At 73.6% G+C, this 20,767-nt stretch carries 20 protein-coding genes; 8 read left to right on the top strand and 12 right to left on the bottom strand.

The window, feature by feature from the left end; all coding sequences use genetic code 11:
- Nucleotides 1-59 precede the first annotated feature (59 nt).
- Nucleotides 60-356, bottom strand: a complete 297-nt coding sequence (locus tag ACWCRJ_RS12145; protein ID WP_450939187.1) for a DUF4235 domain-containing protein — start codon at nucleotides 354-356, stop codon at nucleotides 60-62.
- A gap of 34 nt (nucleotides 357-390) precedes the next feature.
- The gene (locus ACWCRJ_RS12150; RefSeq protein WP_450939188.1) at nucleotides 391-1,407 is read right to left on the bottom strand and encodes a glutathione S-transferase family protein; all 1,017 of its coding nucleotides are present in this window, start codon (nucleotides 1,405-1,407) and stop codon (nucleotides 391-393) included.
- Nucleotides 1,408-1,513: 106 nt separating this feature from the next.
- On the opposite strand from ACWCRJ_RS12150, the gene ACWCRJ_RS12155 reads away from it, so the two are divergent.
- Complete coding sequence (locus ACWCRJ_RS12155; RefSeq protein ID WP_450939189.1) at nucleotides 1,514-2,554, top strand: cation diffusion facilitator family transporter; 1,041 nt, start codon at nucleotides 1,514-1,516, stop codon at nucleotides 2,552-2,554.
- A 117-nt stretch (nucleotides 2,555-2,671) separates the two neighbouring features.
- Here the strand turns inward: ACWCRJ_RS12155 and ACWCRJ_RS12160 are convergent, their stop codons facing one another.
- From ACWCRJ_RS12160 to ACWCRJ_RS12170, 3 genes are all read right to left on the bottom strand, one after another.
- Nucleotides 2,672-3,118, bottom strand: coding sequence for a nitroreductase family deazaflavin-dependent oxidoreductase (locus ACWCRJ_RS12160; protein WP_450939190.1), 447 nt, complete (start codon nucleotides 3,116-3,118; stop codon nucleotides 2,672-2,674).
- Nucleotides 3,119-3,234: 116 nt separating this feature from the next.
- Nucleotides 3,235-3,873 carry a LysE family transporter gene (locus ACWCRJ_RS12165; protein WP_450939191.1) on the bottom strand — a complete coding sequence of 213 codons (639 nt, stop codon included), beginning with the start codon at nucleotides 3,871-3,873 and terminating at the stop codon, nucleotides 3,235-3,237.
- 264 nt (nucleotides 3,874-4,137) lie between these two features.
- Nucleotides 4,138-4,710 carry a MarR family winged helix-turn-helix transcriptional regulator gene (locus ACWCRJ_RS12170; protein ID WP_450939192.1) on the bottom strand — a complete coding sequence of 191 codons (573 nt, stop codon included), beginning with the start codon at nucleotides 4,708-4,710 and terminating at the stop codon, nucleotides 4,138-4,140.
- Nucleotides 4,711-4,793: 83 nt separating this feature from the next.
- On the opposite strand from ACWCRJ_RS12170, the gene ACWCRJ_RS12175 reads away from it, so the two are divergent.
- Complete coding sequence (locus tag ACWCRJ_RS12175; RefSeq protein WP_450939193.1) at nucleotides 4,794-5,735, top strand: LLM class flavin-dependent oxidoreductase; 942 nt, start codon at nucleotides 4,794-4,796, stop codon at nucleotides 5,733-5,735.
- A gap of 62 nt (nucleotides 5,736-5,797) precedes the next feature.
- On the opposite strand, the gene ACWCRJ_RS12180 is transcribed toward ACWCRJ_RS12175, so the two are convergent.
- The 4 genes from ACWCRJ_RS12180 to ACWCRJ_RS12195 all read right to left on the bottom strand — a co-directional run bounded on the left by ACWCRJ_RS12180 (nucleotide 5,798) and on the right by ACWCRJ_RS12195 (nucleotide 11,341).
- Entirely contained in the window at nucleotides 5,798-7,495 is a 1,698-nt protein-coding gene (locus tag ACWCRJ_RS12180) for an amidohydrolase (RefSeq protein ID WP_450939194.1), read from the bottom strand.
- A gap of 79 nt (nucleotides 7,496-7,574) precedes the next feature.
- Complete coding sequence (locus tag ACWCRJ_RS12185; RefSeq protein WP_450939195.1) at nucleotides 7,575-8,567, bottom strand: ABC transporter permease; 993 nt, start codon at nucleotides 8,565-8,567, stop codon at nucleotides 7,575-7,577.
- Nucleotides 8,564-10,294 (bottom strand): sugar ABC transporter ATP-binding protein, encoded by a 1,731-nt coding sequence (locus tag ACWCRJ_RS12190; protein WP_450939196.1) that lies wholly within the window; start codon nucleotides 10,292-10,294, stop codon nucleotides 8,564-8,566. The genes ACWCRJ_RS12185 and ACWCRJ_RS12190 overlap by 4 nt, the downstream gene beginning before the upstream one ends.
- Before the next feature lie 9 nt (nucleotides 10,295-10,303).
- Complete coding sequence (locus ACWCRJ_RS12195) at nucleotides 10,304-11,341, bottom strand: sugar ABC transporter substrate-binding protein (protein ID WP_450939197.1); 1,038 nt, start codon at nucleotides 11,339-11,341, stop codon at nucleotides 10,304-10,306.
- A gap of 330 nt (nucleotides 11,342-11,671) precedes the next feature.
- On the opposite strand from ACWCRJ_RS12195, the gene ACWCRJ_RS12200 reads away from it, so the two are divergent.
- Both ACWCRJ_RS12200 and ACWCRJ_RS12205 read left to right on the top strand, forming a co-directional pair.
- Complete coding sequence (locus tag ACWCRJ_RS12200) at nucleotides 11,672-12,700, top strand: response regulator transcription factor (RefSeq protein ID WP_450939198.1); 1,029 nt, start codon at nucleotides 11,672-11,674, stop codon at nucleotides 12,698-12,700.
- 23 nt (nucleotides 12,701-12,723) lie between these two features.
- Entirely contained in the window at nucleotides 12,724-13,311 is a 588-nt protein-coding gene (locus ACWCRJ_RS12205) for a flavoprotein (RefSeq protein WP_450939199.1), read from the top strand.
- On the opposite strand, the gene ACWCRJ_RS12210 is transcribed toward ACWCRJ_RS12205, so the two are convergent.
- On the bottom strand, nucleotides 13,301-14,092 hold the full coding sequence (locus tag ACWCRJ_RS12210) for an MBL fold metallo-hydrolase (RefSeq protein ID WP_450939200.1): 792 nt from the start codon (nucleotides 14,090-14,092) through the stop codon (nucleotides 13,301-13,303). The two genes, ACWCRJ_RS12205 and ACWCRJ_RS12210, sit on opposite strands and share 11 nt — an antisense overlap.
- Nucleotides 14,093-14,451: 359 nt before the next feature.
- Here ACWCRJ_RS12210 and ACWCRJ_RS12215 point away from each other — a divergent pair, with 359 nt between their 5' ends.
- The 3 genes from ACWCRJ_RS12215 to ACWCRJ_RS12225 all read left to right on the top strand — a co-directional run bounded on the left by ACWCRJ_RS12215 (nucleotide 14,452) and on the right by ACWCRJ_RS12225 (nucleotide 17,608).
- On the top strand, nucleotides 14,452-15,600 hold the full coding sequence (locus tag ACWCRJ_RS12215; protein ID WP_450939201.1) for an ABC transporter substrate-binding protein: 1,149 nt from the start codon (nucleotides 14,452-14,454) through the stop codon (nucleotides 15,598-15,600).
- Nucleotides 15,601-15,701: 101 nt separating this feature from the next.
- On the top strand, nucleotides 15,702-16,946 hold the full coding sequence (locus tag ACWCRJ_RS12220; protein ID WP_450939202.1) for a sensor histidine kinase: 1,245 nt from the start codon (nucleotides 15,702-15,704) through the stop codon (nucleotides 16,944-16,946).
- Nucleotides 16,943-17,608 (top strand): response regulator, encoded by a 666-nt coding sequence (locus ACWCRJ_RS12225; RefSeq protein ID WP_450939203.1) that lies wholly within the window; start codon nucleotides 16,943-16,945, stop codon nucleotides 17,606-17,608. Before ACWCRJ_RS12220 ends, ACWCRJ_RS12225 begins: the two co-directional genes overlap by 4 nt.
- A gap of 13 nt (nucleotides 17,609-17,621) precedes the next feature.
- On the opposite strand, the gene ACWCRJ_RS12230 is transcribed toward ACWCRJ_RS12225, so the two are convergent.
- Nucleotides 17,622-18,416 carry a phytanoyl-CoA dioxygenase family protein gene (locus ACWCRJ_RS12230; protein WP_450939204.1) on the bottom strand — a complete coding sequence of 265 codons (795 nt, stop codon included), beginning with the start codon at nucleotides 18,414-18,416 and terminating at the stop codon, nucleotides 17,622-17,624.
- A gap of 63 nt (nucleotides 18,417-18,479) precedes the next feature.
- On the opposite strand from ACWCRJ_RS12230, the gene ACWCRJ_RS12235 reads away from it, so the two are divergent.
- Complete coding sequence (locus tag ACWCRJ_RS12235; RefSeq protein WP_450939205.1) at nucleotides 18,480-19,400, top strand: helix-turn-helix domain-containing protein; 921 nt, start codon at nucleotides 18,480-18,482, stop codon at nucleotides 19,398-19,400.
- A 26-nt stretch (nucleotides 19,401-19,426) separates the two neighbouring features.
- On the opposite strand, the gene ACWCRJ_RS12240 is transcribed toward ACWCRJ_RS12235, so the two are convergent.
- Complete coding sequence (locus tag ACWCRJ_RS12240; RefSeq protein WP_450939206.1) at nucleotides 19,427-20,686, bottom strand: SLC13 family permease; 1,260 nt, start codon at nucleotides 20,684-20,686, stop codon at nucleotides 19,427-19,429.
- Nucleotides 20,687-20,767: the final 81 nt, after the last annotated feature.

The following is a 20,767-nucleotide window of genomic DNA, read 5'->3' on the forward strand; positions in this document are numbered from 1 at the left end:
GCCGCGCCGGGCCCCGGTCGCGGCCCCCCGGCCGGGCTACCCCGCCCCGGCCCCGGACGTCAGTCCCGGCCGCCCTTCTCGGTGGCCGGCCACACCCCGGTGGACCGCTCGATGGCCTTCGCGCCCGCGCGGTCCACCGCGCTGCGCACGACCGCGAAGATCGCGCCCTGCACGGCCGCCGCGAGCAGCACCTCGCCCCAGCCGCGGTCCCGGTCCAGCGCGTCGGGCGCGTCGTCCTCGTGCCGGATCAGCTTCCAGGTCTTCTGGAACGCCAGCGAGGCCAGCGCACCGCCCCCCCAGCCGAGGGCGAAGCCCAACGGCTGGTAGGCGAGCGGGAGCTTCTTCTTCTTGGACATCTGGTCCTCCTCCTACGTGTAGCGATGTCGCCGGTCAGGGGCGACCCTGTGGGGCCACGGCCTCGGCGGCGGGCACCGGCCCCGGCGCCGTCCCGTCGCCGAACGGGCTGCCGCCCAGGTCCTCACGGCCGTGCGGCGTGAGCCAGCCCGCCAGATCTGGCCCCAGCGGCACCACGGCGGTCGGGTTGATGCCCGTGTGGACCTGGTAGTAGTGCCGCTTGATGTGGTCGAAGTCGACGGTGTCGCCGAATCCGGGGGTCTGGAAGAGATCACGGGCGTAGGCCCACAGCACCCGGTCCTCCGTCAGCTTCCAGCGGTTGCACTTGAAGTGACCGTGGTAGACGGGGTCGAAACGCACCAAGGTCGTGAAGAGCCGGATGTCCGCCTCCGTGATCGTCTCCCCGACGAGGTAACGCTGCCGTGCAAGCCGCTCCGACAGTGCCTCCAGCCGCCGGAACACACCGGTACAGGCCTCCTCGTACTCCTCCTGCCCGGTGGCGAAGCCCGCCCGGTACACCCCGTTGTTGACGTCCTCGTACACCTCGGCCATGACGGTGTCGATCTCGTCGCGCAGGGCCCGCGGGTACAGGTCGGGCGCGCCCTCGCGGTGCAGGGCCGTCCACTCGGTGGCGAGGTCGAGGGTGAGCCGCTGGTAGTCGTTGGTGACCAGCTCCCCGCTCGGCACGTCCACGAGCGCGGGGACGCTGACCCCGCCGGGATAGCCGCTCTCCCGCGCGTCGTACGCCTCCTTCAGGAACCGGATGCCGAGGACCGGGTCGCGGCCTTCGGGGTCCAGCGTGAAGCGCCAGCTGCGGTCGTCCTGCACGGGGTCGGCGACGGCCATCGACAGTGCGTCCTCCAGGCCCAGCAGCCGCCGGGAGACCACGGCCCGGCTCGCCCAGGGGCAGGCCCGGCTGACCACCAGCCGGTAGCGGCCCGCCTCCACGGGCCAGCCGTCCCGGCCGTCGGCGGTGACCCGGTCCGCGAAGTGGCTCCCGGACCGCTTGAACGGCTTCCTCCCGTACGCCTCGTTGCCCTCGCCGACACTCATGCCGTCCGACCTCCCGGTCCGTCCGGATACGTATGCCCTGATGAGAGTTCCCCGATTTCGGCGACACCCACGGTGTGAGCGCGACGGGTCGGGGCAAGCGGCGAACGTGACGCGGACACCAGCAGACACGGAGACGACGGACGACCGGGGCGGGGCGGTGCTCGAAGGGCCGGGGACCCACGACGAGAGCAAGGCGCGGGAGGACCACAGGACGCGGATCACCGTCCTGGTCGCCCTCGGAGCCAACCTCGTGATCGCCGTGGCCAAGACCGTCGGCGGACTCCTCGCCGGATCGCCGGCCCTGATGTCGGAGGCCGCGCACTCGGTCGCCGACAGCCTGAACGAGGTATTCCTCCTCGCCGCGCTGCGCCGCAGCCGCCGCCCCGCCGACAGCCGGCACCCCTTCGGCTACGGCAAGGAGCGCTTCTTCTGGTCCCTGCTGGCGGCCGTCGGCATCTTCGTGATGGGCGGCTGCTTCTCCTTCTACCAGGCCTTCCACGCCCTGACGGCCGAGAGCGCCGAGTCCTACGACGGCTATGTCGCCGGCATCGCCGTCCTCGGTGTGGCTCTCCTGTCCGAGGGAGCCTCACTGCTCCGCGCCCTGCACCAGGTGCGGAGCCAGGGCGGTGTCGAGGGGCTCCGGGACCCGGCGCTGCGCACGGTCGTCGCCGAGGACGGCACGGCGGTGCTCGGCGTGACGCTCGCGATCGCCGGGATGGTCCTGCACATGATCACCGGTCAGGTCGTCTGGGAGGCCTCCGCCTCGTTCGCGATCGGGGCGCTGCTCGTGTACGTCGCCTACTGGCTCGGCCGGGACGCCCGCGAACAGCTCATCGGGGTCGCCGCCGACGCCGAACCCAGCCGGAAGATCCGCTCCCTGCTGGCGGCGCAGCCGGAGATCGACAGCGTCGAGGCTCTGCTGACCATGCAACTGGGCCTGGACTCCACCCTCGTGGCCGCCCGCGTCGACCTCGTCCCCGGCCTCGACAGCGAGGAGGTCGAACAGGTCGCCGTCCGTATCAAGGGCTCCATCGCCCACATCGTCCCCGAGGCCGACCAGATCTTCCTCGACGTGACGGAGAAGACGGGCTCGGGGGAGCGGGCAGGGGAAAGCCCCGCCGCGACGGGGGAACGCGGCGGGGCCTGAGTCCCGGGTGCCCGGTGCGCGAGAGGTCATGCGGGGGCGTCGAAGGAATTTCCTCCCCGCTCCCCGGCACTCTCCCTCGCACGCCCTCTCACCGCCGGCAGGCCGACGGGCGGGTCCTCATTCAGCCGCCGGCTCCAGCACGAAGACGGGAATCTCCCGGTCGGTCTTGGTCTGGTAGTCCGCGTACGGCGGGTACGCGGCCACCGCGCGCTCCCACCACTCGGCCTTCTCGTCCCCGGTGACCTCCCGCGCGGTCAGCTCCTGCCGCGCGGGTCCGTCCTGGAGCTCCACCAGCGGGTCGGACTTGAGGTTGTGGTACCAGACCGGGTGCTTGGGCGCGCCGCCCTGCGAGGCCACGACCGCGTACCGTCCCTCGTGCTCCACCCGCATCAGCGGTGTCTTACGGAGCTTGCCGCTCTTCGCGCCGCGCGTGGTGAGCACGATGACCGGCAGCCCCGTGTCCCGCAACGTCGTCCCGCGCGTGCCGCCCGAGCTCTCGTACAGCTCGACCTGCTCGCGCACCCACTGCGCCGGGCTGGGCTCGTACTCGCCCTCAAGTGGCATGGCAACCGTCCCTGGTAGTCGTGTTCGGCTGTTCCTCGCATTCAACACGCGCCCCTCCCGGTTTCATCCTCGTCCCGGCGAACGGGCGCGGGACCTGCCCGCCTTCCGCACGTACGTCACCCACCGTGCGACGGCACCAGCATCAGCGCCGCCAGTACCGCGATCACGGCGCTGGACAGCAGGCCCGTCACCAGGCGCCCCCGGTGCCCGGTCAGGGCCCGGCCGAGCAGTGCGCCGCCGCCCGCGAGCAGCAGTTGCCAGCTCGCGGAGGCGAGGAACGCGGCGAGGACGAACACCCCCTGTTCCACGGGGCTGACGGCGTCGGTGGCGCGGCTGCCGAGCACCAGCGCGGCGAAGTAGACGACGGTGGTGGGGTTGAGGAGGGTGATGCCCAGGAGGGCGACGTAGGCGCGGGCCGGGCTCACCGGGTCCCGCTGTGCGCGGGTGATGAGCCGTCCGGCGCGGTACTGGCGCAGGGCCGTGACCGCGCCGCGCACCGCCAGGGCGAGGAGCACCAGGGCGGAGACCCGGCGCAGGGGCGTGAGCACCGGCTGGAGGGCGGCCGCGAGGGCCGTCCCGCCGAGTGCGGCGAGCAGCGCGTACAGTCCGTCGGCCGTCGCCACACCGAGCGCGGCGCAGGCTCCGGTCCGCAGCGACGTACGGGCGGTGAGGGAGACGAGGTAGGTCGCGACCGCTCCGACCGGGATGGCGATGCCATAGCCGGCGAGGAGTCCCGCGACGAGCGCGGCCGTCATGACCGGGGCGGTGTCGGTCCCCACGGTCGGCCGGACTGCTGCTGACCCCGCACCGGCGAGGCGGTGGCGAAGGTCAGGGGCAGGGCGGCGTCGATGATGAGCATGGGCAGATCCTGGGGTCGCGGCCCTCGTCCCCGCAATCGAATTTACCGGGGACTCTTGACCGTGGTTCCCCGCCTGCCTAGTTTGTTTGCATCCAAACGATACGAGGCGATGTGAGGACGGTGGACGCGTGGACGCACGAGTGCGCCCGCCGCGCGGGCCTCAGGCCTTCGGACGCCGTCCGCTGCGACGGGGCGCGGGCTCGGCGCCGTTCAGCAGCGTGCGGCGGCGCTCCTCACCGTGCTCCTCGACCTGCAGCACGACACTGCGCAGCCCCTCCGCGAGGCTCCGGCACTCCGTGTCGCTGAGCTGCCCGGTGACGAAGGCCTCCTCCTCGTTGAAGGCCGGGAACACCCGGCGCATCAGCTCCTCGCCCTGGTCGGTGAGGGCCAGCAGCACCAGCCGCCCGTCCGTCGGGTGGGCCGTCCGCCGCACCAGCCCCCGGGACTCCAGCGTGCGGGCCACCCCCGTCAGCGTGCCCTTGGAGATGCCCGCCTCCTCGGCCACGTGCCGGGTCTCGGACTCGCCCCACACCCACACGACCCACAGCACCACGAAGGCCGTCCACGTCAGGTCGGAGCCGCGCAGCACGGAGTTCTCCAGGTGCTGCCGCACCGCGGAAGCGGCCCGGTAGATGTTCGCCACCGCCGCCATCTGGTCCCGGCGGATGGAGAAGTCCCCCAGTTTCGCCGCGGCGAGCTTCTCGGCTTCGGTGATGGATCGCTGGCCGGGCACGGGGGCTCCTCGGATCGATGGTGCGGACGGGTCGATGGTTCGGTCATTCGGCATCAAATTGTACGGAGGAGAGGGAAACCGCCATGAGCACCACCCCCCGCATGCTGCTGGTCCTCAGCGAGAACTGGACCCTGACCGGCGGCCGGGCCGACCTGCCCGCCGCCGTACGGTGGGCCCGTGAGGCCGAGGACGCCGGGTTCGACTCCGTCATGGTCAGCGAACACATCGTGCTCGGACCCGACGCCGCCGCCGACGGCATCATGGGCAACCCCCGCGACTACGCCCTCCCCGGCAACCAGGACCCCTACACCCCCTGGCCCAACTCCCTTCTCCTCCTCGCCTCCATCGCCTCCGTCACCGAGCGCCTGCGCCTGGCCGCCGCGGCCGTCCTCGCCCCGCTGCGCCACCCCCTGCTGATGGCCCGGGAGCTGGGCACCCTCGATCTGCTCAGCGAGGGACGACTGCTGGTGCAGCCCACGGTCAGCTGGAGCAAGGACGAGTACGACGCGCTCGGCGTGCCCTTCGGCAGGCGCGGCCGGCTGCTCGACGAGCACCTGGAGGTCTGGGCGAAGGCCTGGGGACCGTCCCCGATCTCCCACGACAGCGAGCACTACCCCTTCCGGGACGTCTACTTCGAGCCCAAGGCGTACCGCCCCGAGGGCCCGAGGCTGTGGTTCGGCGGGCAGCGCCTGCACGGCCCCGTACTGCGCCGGCTCGTCCGGTACGGCCACGGCTTCCACCCGCTCGGACGGCCCACCCCGGACGACCTCAAGGCGCTCGACGAGGCGATGACCGCCGCCGGACGGAACGCCACCGACCTGGAGATGATCGGCGGCACCCAGGCGGTCTTCCCCGACGACCACGCCCCGGCGGACCTCGGCGCGGCCCTCGCCTCGATACCGGAACAGCTGGAACAGGGCTTCACGACCTTCTGCGTGAAGCCGAACCAGTTCATCGACGACCCCGACGGCGTGGGCGCCTTCTGCAAGGAGGTCATGCGCCGGGTGGAGGCGCTGACGGGGTGAGGTCACGGCGTGGGGCCGGTGCCGCGCTTCGCGACACCGGCCCCACGCACGCACACCGCCGCTCAGCGCTCGAAGACGATCCCGCCGTCGAACACCGTCATGTCCACGCCGACCTCCGTGATCTCGTGAGGGTCGAGGTCCAGCAGCGGCCGGTCCAGGACGCACAGGTCGGCCACCTTGCCCACCTCCACGGACCCTTTCCACTCCTCGGCGAAGTCCTGCCGCGCCGGGTTGATGGTGTACGCCCGCAGCGCCTCGGCGAGTTCCACGCGCTGTTCGGGACCGCTGACCCGGCCGCTGGCCTTCGACTCGCGCAGCAGCATCCCGGCGACGCCCTGCCGCCAGTCGGGCTCGGTGATCGGCGCGTCCGAACTGGCGCACACCGCGAGGCCCGCGTCGAAGGCCGAACGCGCGGGCCACTGGTACGCCGAGCGCTCCGTGCCCACGACCTCCGCCATCAGGTCGGAGATCGTCCACTTGATGGCCGGGTTCATGTTCACCCCGTAACCGTGCGCGGCGAGCCGGGCGAGGCTGTCGGCGCCGATGAAGTCGCCGTGGATCACGTAGTGCCGGGCGTCGGCGCGTGGCACGGCCTCCTGGGCCGCCACGAACGCGTCCACCACCAGGTCGATGGCCCGGTCGCCGGTGACATGCACGCCCAGCTGGTAGCCGGCCTCGTGGGCAACCCGGATCATGTCGAACAGTTCGTCCACCTGCAGCTCGGGCGTGCGTCCGTGCACACAGAGGGAGCCGTGGCCGCCGTCCGCGTAGGGCTCGTTCATCCAGGCCGTACGGTTCGGGGGCACCCCGTCGGCGAAGATCTTCACGCCGATGGCGTGGAGCAGCCGGGGGTCCGCGGACTCGGGGCGATGGAGTTCGGCGAGGCCCTTGCGGACGTCGTCGGCGGAGCCGCCGATCGGCGCGGGCAGCAGCAGGACGCTGACCCGGGCGTGCAGACCGCCGCTCGCGGCCAGGTCGGCGTAGGCGGTCCAGTTGTCGGTGCTCAGTCCGCCGAACAGGGTCTCGGAGCCGCCGGGGCCGAGGCCCGGCTCGGTGTAGCTGGTGATGCCGCGCGAGTGGAGTTCGACGACGACGTTCCGGATGGCCCGGCGGCGCTGGGCGACGGTGGGGGAGGGCAGAGCGGCCTGCAGCAGGACACCGGCCGCCTCGCGCAGGATGCCGGTGGGCGCGCCGTCGGCGTCCCGGTCGACGATCCCGCCGTCGGGTGCCCGCGTCCCGGCGTCGATCCCGCAGCGGCGCAGGGCCGCACTGTTGGCCCACACCATGTGCTGCGAGAAGTCGGTCAGGCAGACGGGGTGGTCGGGTGCCACCGCGTCCAGGTCGGCGCGGTGCGGGAGACGGCCCGGATCGGCGAGGCACTCGGCGAGATAGCCGGGGTCCCAGCCCAGGCCGACGATCCACTCACCGGGCGCGGCGGCGCGCACCGCCGCGCCCACCACCCCGGCGATGTCGGCGATCGAGCCGACCGCCGGGTGGCCGACGTCGAGGGCGAACGGCGGCTTGGACAGCCCGTACGCGGCGCCGTGCAGATGCGAGTCGTTGATGCCCGGCAGCACGGTCCGCCCGGCCAGTTCGACGATCCGCGTCGCCGGTCCGGCCAGGGCACGCATCGCGGCGTCCGTGCCGACCGCGACGATCTCCCGGCCGCGCACGGCCACACCCTCGGCGACCGTGAATCCGGCGTCGACGGTGATGACCTGACCGCCGGTCAGGACGAGGGTGGGGGACGTGTCGCTCACGAGGACCTCTCGGGGGTGTCTGGGTGTACTTGCGGGTGCGGGGGAGAACCGGACGACCGGGGGGCGCCGGGCGCGCCGGTCACCGGGTCGTCCGTGGGCCGAAGTAGGCGAGCGCGGCGCCCGCCACCAGGGCCACGCCCTGGGCCATCTGCTGCCAGAACGTCGGCACGCTCAGCAGTGTCAGCCCGTTCTGCAGGCAGCCCAGGAACAGCACGCCGAGCAGGACCCCGAGAACCGAACCGGAGCCGCCGCTCAGCGCGACCCCGCCCAGCAGCACCGCCGTGAGCACGGTCAGTTCGAAGCCCGTGCCCGAGGTGCCGGCGACCACGCTGTCCAGCACGGACGCCTTGATCGCCCCGGCCAGCGCGGCGGCCGTACCCGTGACCACGAACAGCGCGAACGGCGTACGGCGGACGTCGATGCCGGAGAGGTACGCGGCCTCCCGGTTCACACCGATCGCGAACACATGGCGGCCGGTCGGTGTGAACGCCAGGAACAGTGCCCCGGCGACCAGGACGGCGGCCGCGACGACCACGGGCGCCGCGATCCCGGCGATCCGCGCCCCGCCCAGCCAGGCGAAACCGTCGCCGAAGCCGCTCAGCGGCAGCGGGAACAGCTGCTGGGCGAGGCCACGCACGGCCGCCAGCATGCCCAGCGTCACGATGAACGGCGACAGCCCGAGGTAGCAGCAGAGCACCCCGTTCACGGCGCCGACCGCCGCGCCGACGGCCAGCGCCCCGAGGACGGCGACCACGGGCGACTGGGCCCGCTCACCCGCGAGCCAGCCCGCCGTGAGGGCGCCGAGCGCCAGCGTGGAGCCGACCGACAGGTCCAGATAGCCGCTGATGACCAGCAGGGCCAGGGGCACGGCGACGATCGCGAGGGCGGCCGCGTCGGTGGCGATCCCGCGCAGGTTGCCGGGGTCGAGGAAGCTGCCGGTGGACACCTGGAACACCAGCACCAGCAGGGTCAGGACGACGATCAGGGGATTGCGCCGCAGGGCCGCGAGGCCCTGCGCGGCCAGCGCGCGAGGGCCGGGGACGACGCGCTCGGCGGCGGTCACGGTGGTCATGCTGCTCCTTCGTGGGACGGTGCGGGGGGCGCGGCCGGATCGTCCTCCGGCGGGTGGGACGGCCGCCGTGCCGCCGGTCCCGCGTCATGGACGGCGGCCAGCAGGGCCTCCTCGGTGAGGTCGGCGCCGGAGAGTTCGGCGATGATCCGGCCCCGGTCGACCACCAGACAGCGGTGGGCGAGAACGGCCGCCTCCTCCGGGTCGCTGGACGCGAACAGCACGGCCGTGCCGCGCTGTCCGGCGAGCGAGGACACGACGTCGTAGATCTCCTGCCGGGCACCGACGTCGACGCCCTGGGTCGGCTCGTCCAGAAGCAGGACGTCGACGGCCCGCGCCTCGTTGATCCAGCGGCCGAGCAGCAGCTTCTGCTGGTTGCCGCCGGAGAACGCCGAGGCCGGCAGCCCCGGGCGCGCGGGCCGCAGCCCGACCGACTCGGCGAGCGAACCGAACACCCGCCGCTCGGCCCCGAGCGCCCGCACCCCGCGCCGGGCGAGCGTCCGCACACTCGGCAACAGCACGTTGTCCTGCGCGCTCAGCCCCGCGAACAGCCCCTGCGCCCGCCGGTCGGCCGGTACGAGCGCGATGCCGGCGGCCAGCGCGTCGGCCGGACGGGCCGAGGAGACGGCCCGCTCACCGACCTGGACCGACCCGCCGGACGCGCGGCGCCTGCCGAACAGCGTCTCCAGCACCCGCGTACGCCCGGACCCGATGAGCCCGTACAGCCCGACGATCTCGCCCTCGGCGACGGTCAGATCGACGGGCCCGAAGCCGGGGCCGCGCAGACCGCGCAGGGTGAGGCGGGCGGGGGGCGTGGCGGGCGAGGGGGCCCCGGAACCGCAGTCGGGGACCTTCGCCGGTGCCCCCGCGTCCACGGCCGCAGCGGCGCCCGCACCGGGCAGCGGCCCGTCGGCCGGGGCGCGGGCCGCGGTCGGCCCCTGTCCGCCGGCGCCGGCCCGCCCGGCCCCCCGCCCTCCCGTGATCGCCTCCACCAGGTCCCGGCGGTGGTGGCTCCCGGTCGCCGCGTGGTGGGCGACCCGGCCGTCGCGGAGCACGGTCACCGCGTCGGCCAGGCGTTCGACCTCCGCCAGGAGGTGGGTGACGTAGACGATCGCGAGGCCCTGGGTGCGCAGGTCCTCCACCCGGGTGGCGAGGGCGTCGCTCTCGGTGCCGGAGAGGGCGGCCGTGGGCTCGTCCAGGACCAGGACCGAGGCGCTGCGGCTGAGGGCCTTGGCGATCTCGACCAACTGCTTCTGTCCCATGGGCAGTTCACCCACCCGGTCGCGCGGCGAGCAGCTCGCGGCGACCCGGTCCAGGAGTTCGGCGGACACCTTCTCCTGGGCCCGGCGGTCGATCCGGCCGTACCGGGTCCACTCCTGGCCGAGGAAGATGTTCTCGGCGACGGTCAGCGAGTCCACGACGCTGAGCGTCTGGAAGATGATCGCCACCCCGGCCGCGATCGACTCGCGCGGACTGAGCCGGGCGTGGGGGACACCGCCCACCTCGATCGTCCCGGCGTCCGGCGGGAACGCCCCGCCGAGACACTTGATCAGTGTGGACTTGCCGGCGCCGTTGTGCCCGAGCAGGGCGTGGACCTGCCCGGCGGGCACGGTCAGGTCCACCTCGTCCAGCGCCCGCACACCGCCGAAGGACTTGCTCAGGGAGGTGATCCGCAGATTCGGCGGGTTCGCCGCCCCGCTCACCCCGCGCGTGTCGTTCACGTCGGCCATCGCGCGGCCCTACCCGTTCTGGGCGAGCAGCGCGTCGATCTCCGCCGTGTCGCCGCGCTGGATCAGCTTGACCGGCACGTCGACGCTCGGGTCCGCCTTCCCGGCGGCGACCGCGAGCGGCACGTCGACGATGGCGTTGGAGATGTCCAGCGGGGCGAGGGCGGCGGAGGCCCGGTAGAACGTGCCCTGCTTGATGGCGAGGAGGGAGGGGGCCGAGCCGTCCTGGCCGCCGACGAACGTCCTCTTGTCGCCGTTCTTGCGCCCTGCCTGCTGCAGCGCCTTGAACCCGCCGTACGCCGCCGCGTCCGTGACGCCGAGGATGAGATTCAGGTCGGGGTGCTTGGCGAGCAGCGCGGTGGACTTCGACAGACCCGTGTCGGGGTCGATGGCCTGCTCCTGTGCCACCACGTCGACACCGGGTGCGAGCTTGGTGAACGCGTCGATCATGCCCTTGGTGCGCTCCCGGCCCAGGTCGATCGTGTTGTCGACCAGGAAGGCGATCTTGCCCTTCCCGTTCAGCTCCTCGTTGGCCCAATTCGCGGCCGACTCGCCGAGCAGCGTGCCGCTCTCGCGGAAGCTGAACCGGATGTCGGCGCTCTGGCTCTCCAGGGTCCCGCCGTACGTCACCCAGATCAGGCCCGCGTCGAGCGCGGCCCTGGCGATCGCCTCGGTGGCCTCGAAGACCATTGGGAACGACACGATGGCCTGCGTCTTCTGCGTGACCCAGGCGTTGAGGTTGCTGGCCTGGGTGTCGGGGTTGCTCGCGTCGCTCGTCGTCAGCAGCTTGACGTCGTGCTTCTTCGCTGCGGCCGTCGAGAGCTTGACCAGGGTGCTGTAGAGCGGGATCTGGGTGAAGGGGTAGTCGAGGCCGATCTGCGTGAGCTTCCTGGCGGCGGGGGAGGCGTCCGCCGCCTTCGCCGCACCGGAGCCGCTCTCCGGTGCGCTGCAGCCCGTGGCGGCCAGTCCGGTCGCGGTGAGCGCTCCGGCGGACCACGCGAGGAACCGCCTGCGCGAGGCCGGGGTGACGGAAAGGGGGCGTCTGGTCATGGCGGGGATCTCCAAGGGGGACGGGGCCGCCGACGGCGGGCGACGTGTTGCCGAAGGCGAGTGCGGTGCCGAGGCGAGCGCCGGGCCGAAGGCGAGTGCGTGCCGAAGACGAGTGCTGTGCCGAACAGGAAAGACCCCGGCGCCCCGCCCCACCATCCGTACAAATACCGAGTGCGTGCGGCGGGCGCTCGCGGGCGGTGCGTGCCGGCGGGCGCGGGCGCGGGCGCGGGCGCCCCGGCCCGGTGCGTGCCTTGTCCACCTGACCGCCTCCCCCTATCGTTAGGACCCAAAAGACCTGACCCGGTCTCGGGGCGTCCCCGGGAGGCGCGCATGCTCACCCATCACCAGATCGCCGCCGCCGCCCGCATCGGCATGCTCACCCGCGAACGCGACACCGCCTCCGCCTGCGCCGAGGCCCTCCACCAACTCGGCCGCGCCCTGCCCCTCGATGCCGCCACCCTCCTGGAGATCGACCCGGTCACCGGCACCCACGTCCAGGTCGCGGGTGTCGGCTACGACGCCGACGTCTCCGCGGCCCTCGCCGCCGAGTTCGTCTCGACCCCCTGGTACGCCAACGTCCTGCGCAGCGAGATCCCACCCTCCATCTGCGAGGACGTCGAGGACCCGGGCCAGCGCTACCGCGACGGCTGGTTCTACGCCGAACGCATGCGCCCGGCCGGCGTCCGCGACGCGGTCACGGGCGCCCTGCGCCACCACGGCCGCCTCGTCGGTCTGATCACCCTCTCCACCGCGACCCCCGACGCCTACGACACCGGCACCCGCCGGCTGCTGGCCTCGCTGCTGCCCGCCCTCGGCGTCCTCGCCGACCCCACCGCGCACGCGGGCGCCCTCCCCGACCTCCCCACGGAGGGCGGCGCGAGCCTGGTCGTCGCCGACGACGTCCTCGAACTCCCCGGCCGGGACCCCGCCCTGGTCCTGCGGGACACCGAGTTCCGCCGTCTCCTGCGTGCCTTCGCCGACTCGCACGGCACCCGGCTGCGCCTGCTCTGGCCCGTCGGCACCGAGTGGTACCGGGTCACCGTCCGCCGCCACACGCTCGGTTCGGCCGTCGTCCGCCGGGCGGTCCTCGTGCACGAGACGCCCGCCCCGCTGCCGTACGGGCTCAGTCCGCGGGAGCTGGAGGTGCTCACCCGGGCGGCCACCGGTCAGACGAACCAGGCCATCGCCCAGGCGCTGTTCCTGTCCCCGCGTACCGTGCACACCCACGTCGAGCATCTGCTGCGCAAGACCGGCGCCGCCTCCCGCGCCGAGGCCACGGCCCTCGCCGTACGCGACGGAGTGCTCCGGCCGACCGCCGAGGACGTCGAACGCTTCGTCGAGAGACCGCCCGGCGGGTGAGCCGGGTTGAGTAGGGTCGACGGGTGACTGCCACCGCGAACACGGCCGACGCCCGGTCCGGACAGGGCGGAAAACCCTTCCTCTACGTCGTCGTCTGCGCCGCCGGCATCGCGGTGGAGGTCAGCAAGCTGATCACCGTGGCGCAGGAGCGCGACTGGGAGGTCGGGGTCGTCGCGACACCCCTCGCCCTGGACGGGTTCTTCGACGCGGCGGCGGTCGAGGCGCAGACCGGCCGCCCGATCCGCTCCGCCTGGCGCAGGCCGGGCGACCCGCGCCCCTTCCCGCCGCCGGACGCCGTCGTCGTCGCGCCCGCCACCTTCAACACCGTCAACAAATGGGCCGCCGGCCTGGCCGACACCCTCGCGGTCGGCACCCTGTGCGAGACGTCCGGCCTCGGCGTCCCGATCGCCGTCCTGCCCTGTGTGGCCGACGCGCTCGCGGCCCACCCGGCGTACCGCGCGAGCCTGGACCGGCTGCGCGGCATGGGCGTCCGGTTCGGCGATCCGTACGCGGGCGGCGCCGAGGAGGGCGACGGACGCCGGGAGTTCCACTGGGAACGCGCGCTGGACCTGCTGGAGGCGGGCGGCGGGGGCGCGTCCCTCACACGCTGATGTCCGTCGCCGTCCCCGGCGGCAGCCAGCGGAAGGCGTCGCGGACCTCGGCCGGGGCCCCGGCCAGCGTCCGCTCGGCCGCCGCCCGGGGTTCGCGGAAGTGACTCCACCCTTCGTAGTGCACGGGCACGACGGTACGGGGACGGAGCAGCCGGCAGACCTCGACGGCCCCGGCGGCGGTCATCGTGTAGCGGAGCGGCCCCGTGACGGGGAATCCGACGCCGCCGAGGTGGAGCAGCGCGGTGCTCACGGTCAGACGGCGGCCGACCTCCCGTACGCCCTCGAAGACGACCGTGTCGCCGGAGATCCACAGCACCCCGTGCCGCTGGCCCGGCCAGCCGAGGGCGAAGCCGGTGACCTCGCCGACGATCGGGCGGGACAGCGGCGGGCCGTGCCGGGCGGGGGTGGCGGTCACCTCGACGGTCGTGCCGTCGGGGGCGGACAGCTGCCAGGTGTCCCAGGGGGCGAGCCCCCGTGCGTTGCCGCCGAGCCGCCGGGCCCCGGACGGGGTGGTGAGCACGGTCCCGGCGCCCGGCAGAAGGGCGCGGCCCGCGTCGTCGAGGTTGTCGCCGTGGTGGTCGTGGGTGAGCAGCACCGCGTGCACCGGGGGCAGTTCGGCGGCCGGCAGCGCCGGCCCGGCGGTCTTGCGGGACGACGTGCCCCAGCCGAAGGCGTAGCGGCGGCCCGGCGGGTCGAACGTCGGGTCGGTGAGCAGGCGCAGCCCGCCGATCTCGATCAGGGTGGTCGGGCCGCCTATGTGCGTGACGCGGACGCCGGTCATCCGGAGTTCCCTTCCAGCAACTGGAACGAGGTGAACAGGGCCTGAGCGATGGGGAGTTGAGCCCTCCGCAGAGGACGAGGAGCGGAGTCCCGCGCGGGGGACGCGGTGGAGCCGCCTCATTCAACCAGCGGGCCGCCCGTCGTACGAGGGCATCGGGACAGGGCGGTACGAGCGGATCGGCCTGAGGCGCGTGGGGCGCGGGGGCCGGGCGCGCCTCGCCCCGAGACCCTGTTCAACCGAACGGTTGAACAGGGTCTCGGCTTCCGGGGGACGCGCGGCGGACGCCGTCGATCACAGACTTACGGTGCCGCCGCAGCGGCACCGCCGTCGAGTCAAGCCCTGAAAGGACCTTTCCCCCCATGGCCAGCAGTTTCAGCAGGCGACGCATTCTCACCACCGGAGCGGGCGCCGCGCTCGGAGGCCTCGCCGCGACCGGCGCCGCCCAGGCCGCCACCGCGTCGGCGGCGGGCTCCCGTACGGCGGCGCCGGGCCCGGAGGAGACGCGCTCCCTCGACGAGCTGTGCCGCGACGCCGTCGCCGAGGGCGGCAAGCTCGTGATCTACGCGGGCGGTGACACCGCCACGCAGCAGGACTTCACTGCCCAGGCGTTCCGCACGCGCTTCCCGGACATCGACCTGACGATGGTCGTGGACTACAGCAAGTACCACGACGTCCGGGTCGACAACCAGCTCGCGACCGACAGCCTGGTCCCGGACCTCGTCCAGCTCCAGACGCTGCAGGACTTCACCCGCTGGAAGAGCCAGGGCAAGCTGCTGCCGTACAGGCCCGCCGGCTTCTCCAAGCTGTACAAGGACTTCCGCGACCCGCAGGGCGCCTGGACGGCCGTCGCGGTCATCGCCTTCAGCTACATGTACGGCGTCGACGCCGTCGCCGGGAACGCGCCCAAGTCGCCGCAGGAGCTGGTCGACCCGCGCTGGAAGGACGCCATCGCCTCCTCCTACCCGCACGACGACGACGCGGTGCTCTACCTCTACTCCCTCTACCAGGAGGCCTACGGCTGGGACTGGATCGCGAAGTTCGCCGCCCAGCAGCCGCAGTTCAACCGCGGTTCGCACACCCCGGGTGTCGCGGTCAACGGCAGGAGGAAGGCCATCGGCGTCGGCGGGTCCGGCTCCCTGACCGCCCCCTCCACCGCCGCGACCCGCTTCGCCGTGGCCGACGGGCACCCCTTCATGGCCTGGGGTCAGCGCGCCGCGATCCTCAGGAAGGCCGCCCACCCCACCGCCGCCAAGCTGTACCTCAACTGGGCACTGTCCGCCGAACGTCAGCAGGGCGCCTTCAACGGCTGGTCCGTCCGCACGGACATCACGCCCGCCGGCGGCCTGAAGCCCGTCTGGACCTACCGGAACGCGCACCTCGACGGCTTCCCCCGGTTCATGGAGGACCGCGCCCAGGTCGAGCGGTGGAAGCAGACCTTCGCGCTCTACTTCGGCGAGGTCAAGGGCGACCCGACCCCGGGAGTCCTGGGCCTGCACCCCGGGCGGTAACCACCCCGCCGGTCACGGCGGTACGGCGTTTTCCTTTACTCCGGACACACGTGTCACTGTCTACACTCGGCTGGCCCCGCCAGCCCGTGCCCGTCAGCCCCGTGCCCGTCCGGACCGTCGTAGAGGGAATCGCCGCCGCCGTGCCCGCCATCGCCGCCCCCGCCGTCCCGCACCGAGGTCCACTGCCGGTTCGCCGACTGCCGGACCTGCTGTTCCTGACCGTCGTCGTCGGCGGAGTCGTCCGCCTCGTCGACCTGAACTCCGCGCTGTGCTGGGAACTGGTGCCGCTCATCGCGCTGTTGGCGGCCGGGTACGTGGCCGGGCTCGCCCTCCGGGACCGGCTCGGCCGGTGGGGCCGGCCTCTGTGGTTCGGCGCGCTGCTGGCGCTGTGGTGCCGGGTCTCCTGGGAGATGCCGGCCCCGGCCGCCACCGCCTACACCTGGCTGGCGCTCCCGCTCGCGATCCTCGCCCTGCGCATGTTCACGGGCCGCACGGCACTCGCCGTCGTCGGCGTGATCACCGTGCCGCTCGTCCTGCTGATCGCCCGGACCGCCGGAACCGTTCATCCCGAACAGCTCCTCCCGCCGACCGCCGCGCTGTGGGCCACGGTCGCCCTCTACCGGGCCCAGCAGCGACTCCTCGGCGAACTGCGGCGCACCCGCGCCGAGTTGGCGCGGGGTCAGCGCGAGGCGGGCCGGCTCGCCGAGCGCGCCCGGATCGCCCGCGACCTGCACGACACCCTCGCCCAGGAACTCGCCGGCAGCCGTATGCTCCTCCAGGCCGCCGACCGCGACTGGGACCGCCGCCCCGACCTCGCCAGGGCCCAGGTCCGCACGGTCGTCGACGCACTGGACACCAACCTCGCCGAGACCCGCACCATCATCAGCGACCTCACCCCGCCCGCCCTGGAGCACGACGACCTCTCCACCGCGCTGCGCACCCTCTGTACCCGCTCCACGGCCACGCCGTCACGGGTGGTGTTCCGCACCGAGGGCGAGCCGGGCGATCTGCCGCACGACCGGGCCGCCGCCCTGCTCCGCGTCGCCCAGGGCCTGCTCGCCAACGCCTGTGAGCACGCCCGCGCCCGGCACGTCTGGGTCACCCTCGACCACCGCGACGACACGACCGTCACCGTCGAGGTACGGGACGACGGCGTGGGCTTCGACACGAGGGCGACGACGGCGAAGCGGCGCGACCGGGGCCTCGGCCTGACCGGCGGCCGGGAGCGCCTGGGCGCCCTCGGCGGCTCGCTCACCGTCCGCAGCGCACCTGGCCGCGGCACCCTGGCCCGTGCCAGCCTCCCCGTGGGCTCCCTCGCCCTGGCCGGCCCGGCGGGCGACCGGTGACCACCCCGGACGACACCCCGCTGCGTGTCCTGATCGTGGACGACCACATGGTCGTACGGGCGGGCCTGCGTGCCCTTCTCGGCGGTGAGCCCGGCTTCGACGTCGTCGGCGAGACCGGCGACGGCGAGGAGGGCGTACGGCTCGCCGTGCGGCTCGGCCCCGACGTGGTGCTGATGGACCTCCGCCTGACCGACGACACCGCTCCCGCCCGCCGGCTCAACGGGCTGGACGCGACCCGGCGCATCACCGCCGAGGCCCCCGGCAGCAGGGTCGTCGTCCTCACCAGCTCCGGCACCCAGGGCGATGTCGTACGGGCCATGGAGGCCGGCGCCCGCGGCTACGTCCTCAAGGCGGGCCCGCCCGAGGAGCTGTTCCGGGCCGTGCGCGCCGCGGCGGCCGGCGGGATGGGACTCGCCCCCGAGGCCGCCGGACACCTCGCCGGGCACCTGGCCGATCCTGGCGCCGCCCTGAGCGACCGGGAGATCGAGGTCGTACGGCTGCTGGCGCTGGGCCGCAGCAACCGGGCCATCGCCGCCGCCCTCCACCTCACCGAGGCCACGATCAAGACCCATCTGGTCCGCGTCTACCGCAAGCTCGGCACCGAGAACCGGGCGAGCACGGTGTCCGAGGCGGTCCGGCGGGGGCTGCTCGAACTGGGCTGAAACGGGGCCCGGTTCAGTGGGCGCCCATCGGCTCGAACTCCGTGCCGCACGGGCCCGCTCCCTCGCTCTCCGCCAGCGGCACCGGGGCACCGGTCATCGTCAGCACGTCGTAGTAGCGGCCGATGCGTTCGGTGGAGCGGCCCACGTAGTGGCCGATGAAGGAGCGCCGGAAGCGGTCGGTGGTGCGGTTGGGCTGGGAGCCGTGGACGAGGCTTCCGTTGAAGAAGAGGACGTCGCCCGGGGCCATGTCGACCGGCACGGCGGACAGACCGGGCGGCGGCGGGACGTACTCGCGGACGAACGAGACCTCCGCGTCCGCCACCTCCGGGCAGAACAGATCCATGCGGTGCGTCCCCGGCACGACCTCCAGACCGCCGTTGGCGCGGTCGATCACATCGCAGGCGATCCAGGCCGCCACACAGGTCCCCGGCTCCACCCGCAGATAGAAGTTGTCCTGATGCAGCGCCTGCCCCCGGGCCCCCGGCGGCTTGAAGTAGAACATGCTCTGCGCCGCCAGGACCTCTTCCCCCAGCAGCCCTTCGAGGATGACCCGCAGCCGTGCGTCCAGGAGCACCCGCAGGGACAGCTCGTCGACGCGGTGCGGGTGCATCACCCGGGGGTGGGTGTCCAGCGGGTCGGCCGGACCGTCCGCCGCGGGCGTCCTCGGCTGGAAGTGCCCCGGGATCGGCCCGCCCTCCCGCAGGGCCGTGAACCGGTCGCACAGCTCCTCGATCTCGGCGGACGTGAACAGCCCCCGCGCCACCAGAAAGCCGTTCTCCTCGAACTCCGCCCTGCTCGTGGCTGCCATCGGCGTGCCCCTTTCCCTGTCGTCGACCCTGTCCCACGCTAGGTCCGAGCGCCTTTCGGGAGGATGCCTGTGCGTGCTGACGACCTGCCTGGAACTGCTGCGCCCGCCGACCCGTCACCTCCGCCGGGTCAGATGATCGTCGGCCGCTTCGACCAGCGGCCGCCGTACGCGGTGCACCGGCCGCGCGGCGCGGACAGCTGGCTGTTCACCTGGACCACGGGAGGCGCGGGACTGCTGCGGCAGGGCACCGCACGGATGCGCGCGACGCCGGGCGACCTGGTGGTCCTCGGCCCGGGCGTGCCCCAGCACTACGCGGTCGGGCCCGGCGCCGGGCACTGGGCGTTCTGGTGGGTGCACTGCCAGCCGCGTGCGTCCTGGACGGCCTGGCTGCGTCGTTACGAGTCCGGCGACCGGCTGTACGCCGTGCCGTCGGCCCCCGGCGGCATCCGTGAGCGCGTGGACGCGGCCTTCGGCCGGATGCTCGCCGACGCCCGCTGGATCGGCGACGGCGCACCGCCCGCACCCGCACCCCCGGGCGACGAGCACACCGACGTCGCGGTGGCACACGGCACGGCGGCCCGCGAACTCGCCCTGTGCTCCCTGGAGGAGGTGGTCCTGCTCACCGCCGCCCGGTCCGAGCCCCGCCCGTCGGGGGCGGATGCGCGGATCCGCCGGGCGGAGGACCTGATCGCCGCCGACCCCGGAGCCCCGCACACCGTCCGTTCCCTCGCCGAGAGCGTCGCCCTCTCCCCGTCCCGGTTCGCGCACCTGTTCACCGAGCAGCTGGGGCACTCCCCGATGCGCGCCCTGGGCCACGCCCGTCTGCGCCACGCCGCCCGCCTCCTGGAGGCCACCGAACTGACCGTGGAGCGCGTGGCAGCCGCCTCCGGGTTCGGCAGCCCGTTCCACTTCAGCAGGGTGTTCCGCCGGCGCTACGGGGTGCCGCCGGGGGAGTACCGGCAGCAGCTGCGCGACGGCCGCTGACGACCACGCGCTTCGACGGCGTGCGCTCAGCCCCCGAAGGCGAGCAGCGACAGCCACAGCGCCACCACCGAGGAGAACAGCGCCGCCGGGACGGTGAGCAGGCCGAGGCGGGTGAACTCGCCGAGGTCCACGTCGTGCTCGTGCTGGTGGACGATGCGTCGCCACAGCAGGGTGGCCAGGGAACCGGCGTAGGTCAGGTTCGGGCCGATGTTGACACCGAGGAGCACGGCGAGGACGGCGCCCGTGCCGAGCGGGGCGGCGAGGGGGACCAGGACCAGGACCGCCGGCAGGTTGTTGATGACGTTGGAGAGCAGGGCGGCGAGGGCGGCGACGCCGAGGAGGGCGAGCAGGCCGCCGCCGGACGGCATCACGTGGCCGAGCGCGTCGGCGAGGCCGTTGTCGACCACCGCGCGCACCACGATGCCGAGCGCCAGCACGAACGCGAGGAAGGGCAGGGAGACGGACCGTAGCAGCGCGGCAGGGCCGGTGGTGCGGCGCACGAGCGCGCGGACCGACAGCACCACGGCCCCGGCCAGCGCCGCCCACACGGGCTCGATCCCGAGCACGGATGTCAGCACGAACCCGGCGAGCGTGCACAGGACGGTGACCAGCGCGAACATCGGCAGCTCGGGCGCCTCGACCGGCTTCTCGGGCGCGGGCGCCACGACGTCCAGGTCGGCCGCGAAGAACCTGCGGAAGATCACGTACTCGGCGGCCACGGCCACCGCCCACGGCGCCGCCATCAGCAGCGCGAACCGTGTGAAGGTCAGCCCGCTCGCCGTGAACGCCAGCAGGTTGGTGAGGTTGGAGACGGGCAGCAGCAGCGAGGCCGTGTTCGACAGATGCGCGGTGGCGTACACATGGGGCTTGGGGCGGGCGCCGAGCCTGGCGACCGTCGCGAACACCACCGGGGTGAGCAGCACGACCGTGGCGTCCAGGCTGAGCACCGCCGTGATGCCGGAGGCCAGCACGAACGTCGAGCCCAGCAGCCGCCGGGGCCGGCCCGCCGAGGCGCGCGCCATCCACGCCCCGCACGCCTGGAAGAGTCCCTCGTCGTCGCAGAGTTTGGCGAGCACGAGCACGGCGGCCAGGAAGCCGAGCACCGGGCCCAGCAGTTCGGCCTCGGCGCGGGCGTGGTCGAGGGAGACGGCGCCCACGGCGACGACGAGGCCGGCGGCCGGGACCGCGACCACGGCCTCCGGCAGCCCGAACGGGCGGGCGACCGCGCTGCCGAGGACGACGACGAGCAGGACGACGGACAGGACCTCGGCGAGGGCGGTGTTCACGGCAGGGCTTTCGAGCGGTAAGTGGCGCGGAGACCTGAGCACCCTACAACCGCCCGGTCGGGCGGAGGCCGGTGCGGCCCT

It is taken from the genome of Streptomyces sp. NPDC002324, assembly GCF_053593335.1.

Bases quoted from the DNA above. Each gene is read 5' to 3' on its own strand.
- ACWCRJ_RS12145 (WP_450939187.1), bottom strand. From the start codon at position 356: ATGTCCAAGAAGAAGAAGCTCCCGCTCGCCTACCAGCCGTTGGGCTTC.
- ACWCRJ_RS12150 (WP_450939188.1), bottom strand. From the start codon at position 1,407: ATGAGTGTCGGCGAGGGCAACGAGGCGTACGGGAGGAAGCCGTTCAAG.
- ACWCRJ_RS12160 (WP_450939190.1), bottom strand. From the start codon at position 3,118: ATGCCACTTGAGGGCGAGTACGAGCCCAGCCCGGCGCAGTGGGTGCGC.
- ACWCRJ_RS12165 (WP_450939191.1), bottom strand. From the start codon at position 3,873: ATGACGGCCGCGCTCGTCGCGGGACTCCTCGCCGGCTATGGCATCGCC.
- ACWCRJ_RS12175 (WP_450939193.1), top strand. From the start codon at position 4,794: ATGAGCACCACCCCCCGCATGCTGCTGGTCCTCAGCGAGAACTGGACC.
- ACWCRJ_RS12185 (WP_450939195.1), bottom strand. From the start codon at position 8,567: ATGACCACCGTGACCGCCGCCGAGCGCGTCGTCCCCGGCCCTCGCGCG.
- ACWCRJ_RS12190 (WP_450939196.1), bottom strand. From the start codon at position 10,294: ATGGCCGACGTGAACGACACGCGCGGGGTGAGCGGGGCGGCGAACCCG.
- ACWCRJ_RS12195 (WP_450939197.1), bottom strand. From the start codon at position 11,341: ATGACCAGACGCCCCCTTTCCGTCACCCCGGCCTCGCGCAGGCGGTTC.
- ACWCRJ_RS12200 (WP_450939198.1), top strand. From the start codon at position 11,672: ATGCTCACCCATCACCAGATCGCCGCCGCCGCCCGCATCGGCATGCTC.
- ACWCRJ_RS12210 (WP_450939200.1), bottom strand. From the start codon at position 14,092: ATGACCGGCGTCCGCGTCACGCACATAGGCGGCCCGACCACCCTGATC.
- ACWCRJ_RS12215 (WP_450939201.1), top strand. From the start codon at position 14,452: ATGGCCAGCAGTTTCAGCAGGCGACGCATTCTCACCACCGGAGCGGGC.
- ACWCRJ_RS12230 (WP_450939204.1), bottom strand. From the start codon at position 18,416: ATGGCAGCCACGAGCAGGGCGGAGTTCGAGGAGAACGGCTTTCTGGTG.
- ACWCRJ_RS12235 (WP_450939205.1), top strand. From the start codon at position 18,480: ATGCCTGTGCGTGCTGACGACCTGCCTGGAACTGCTGCGCCCGCCGAC.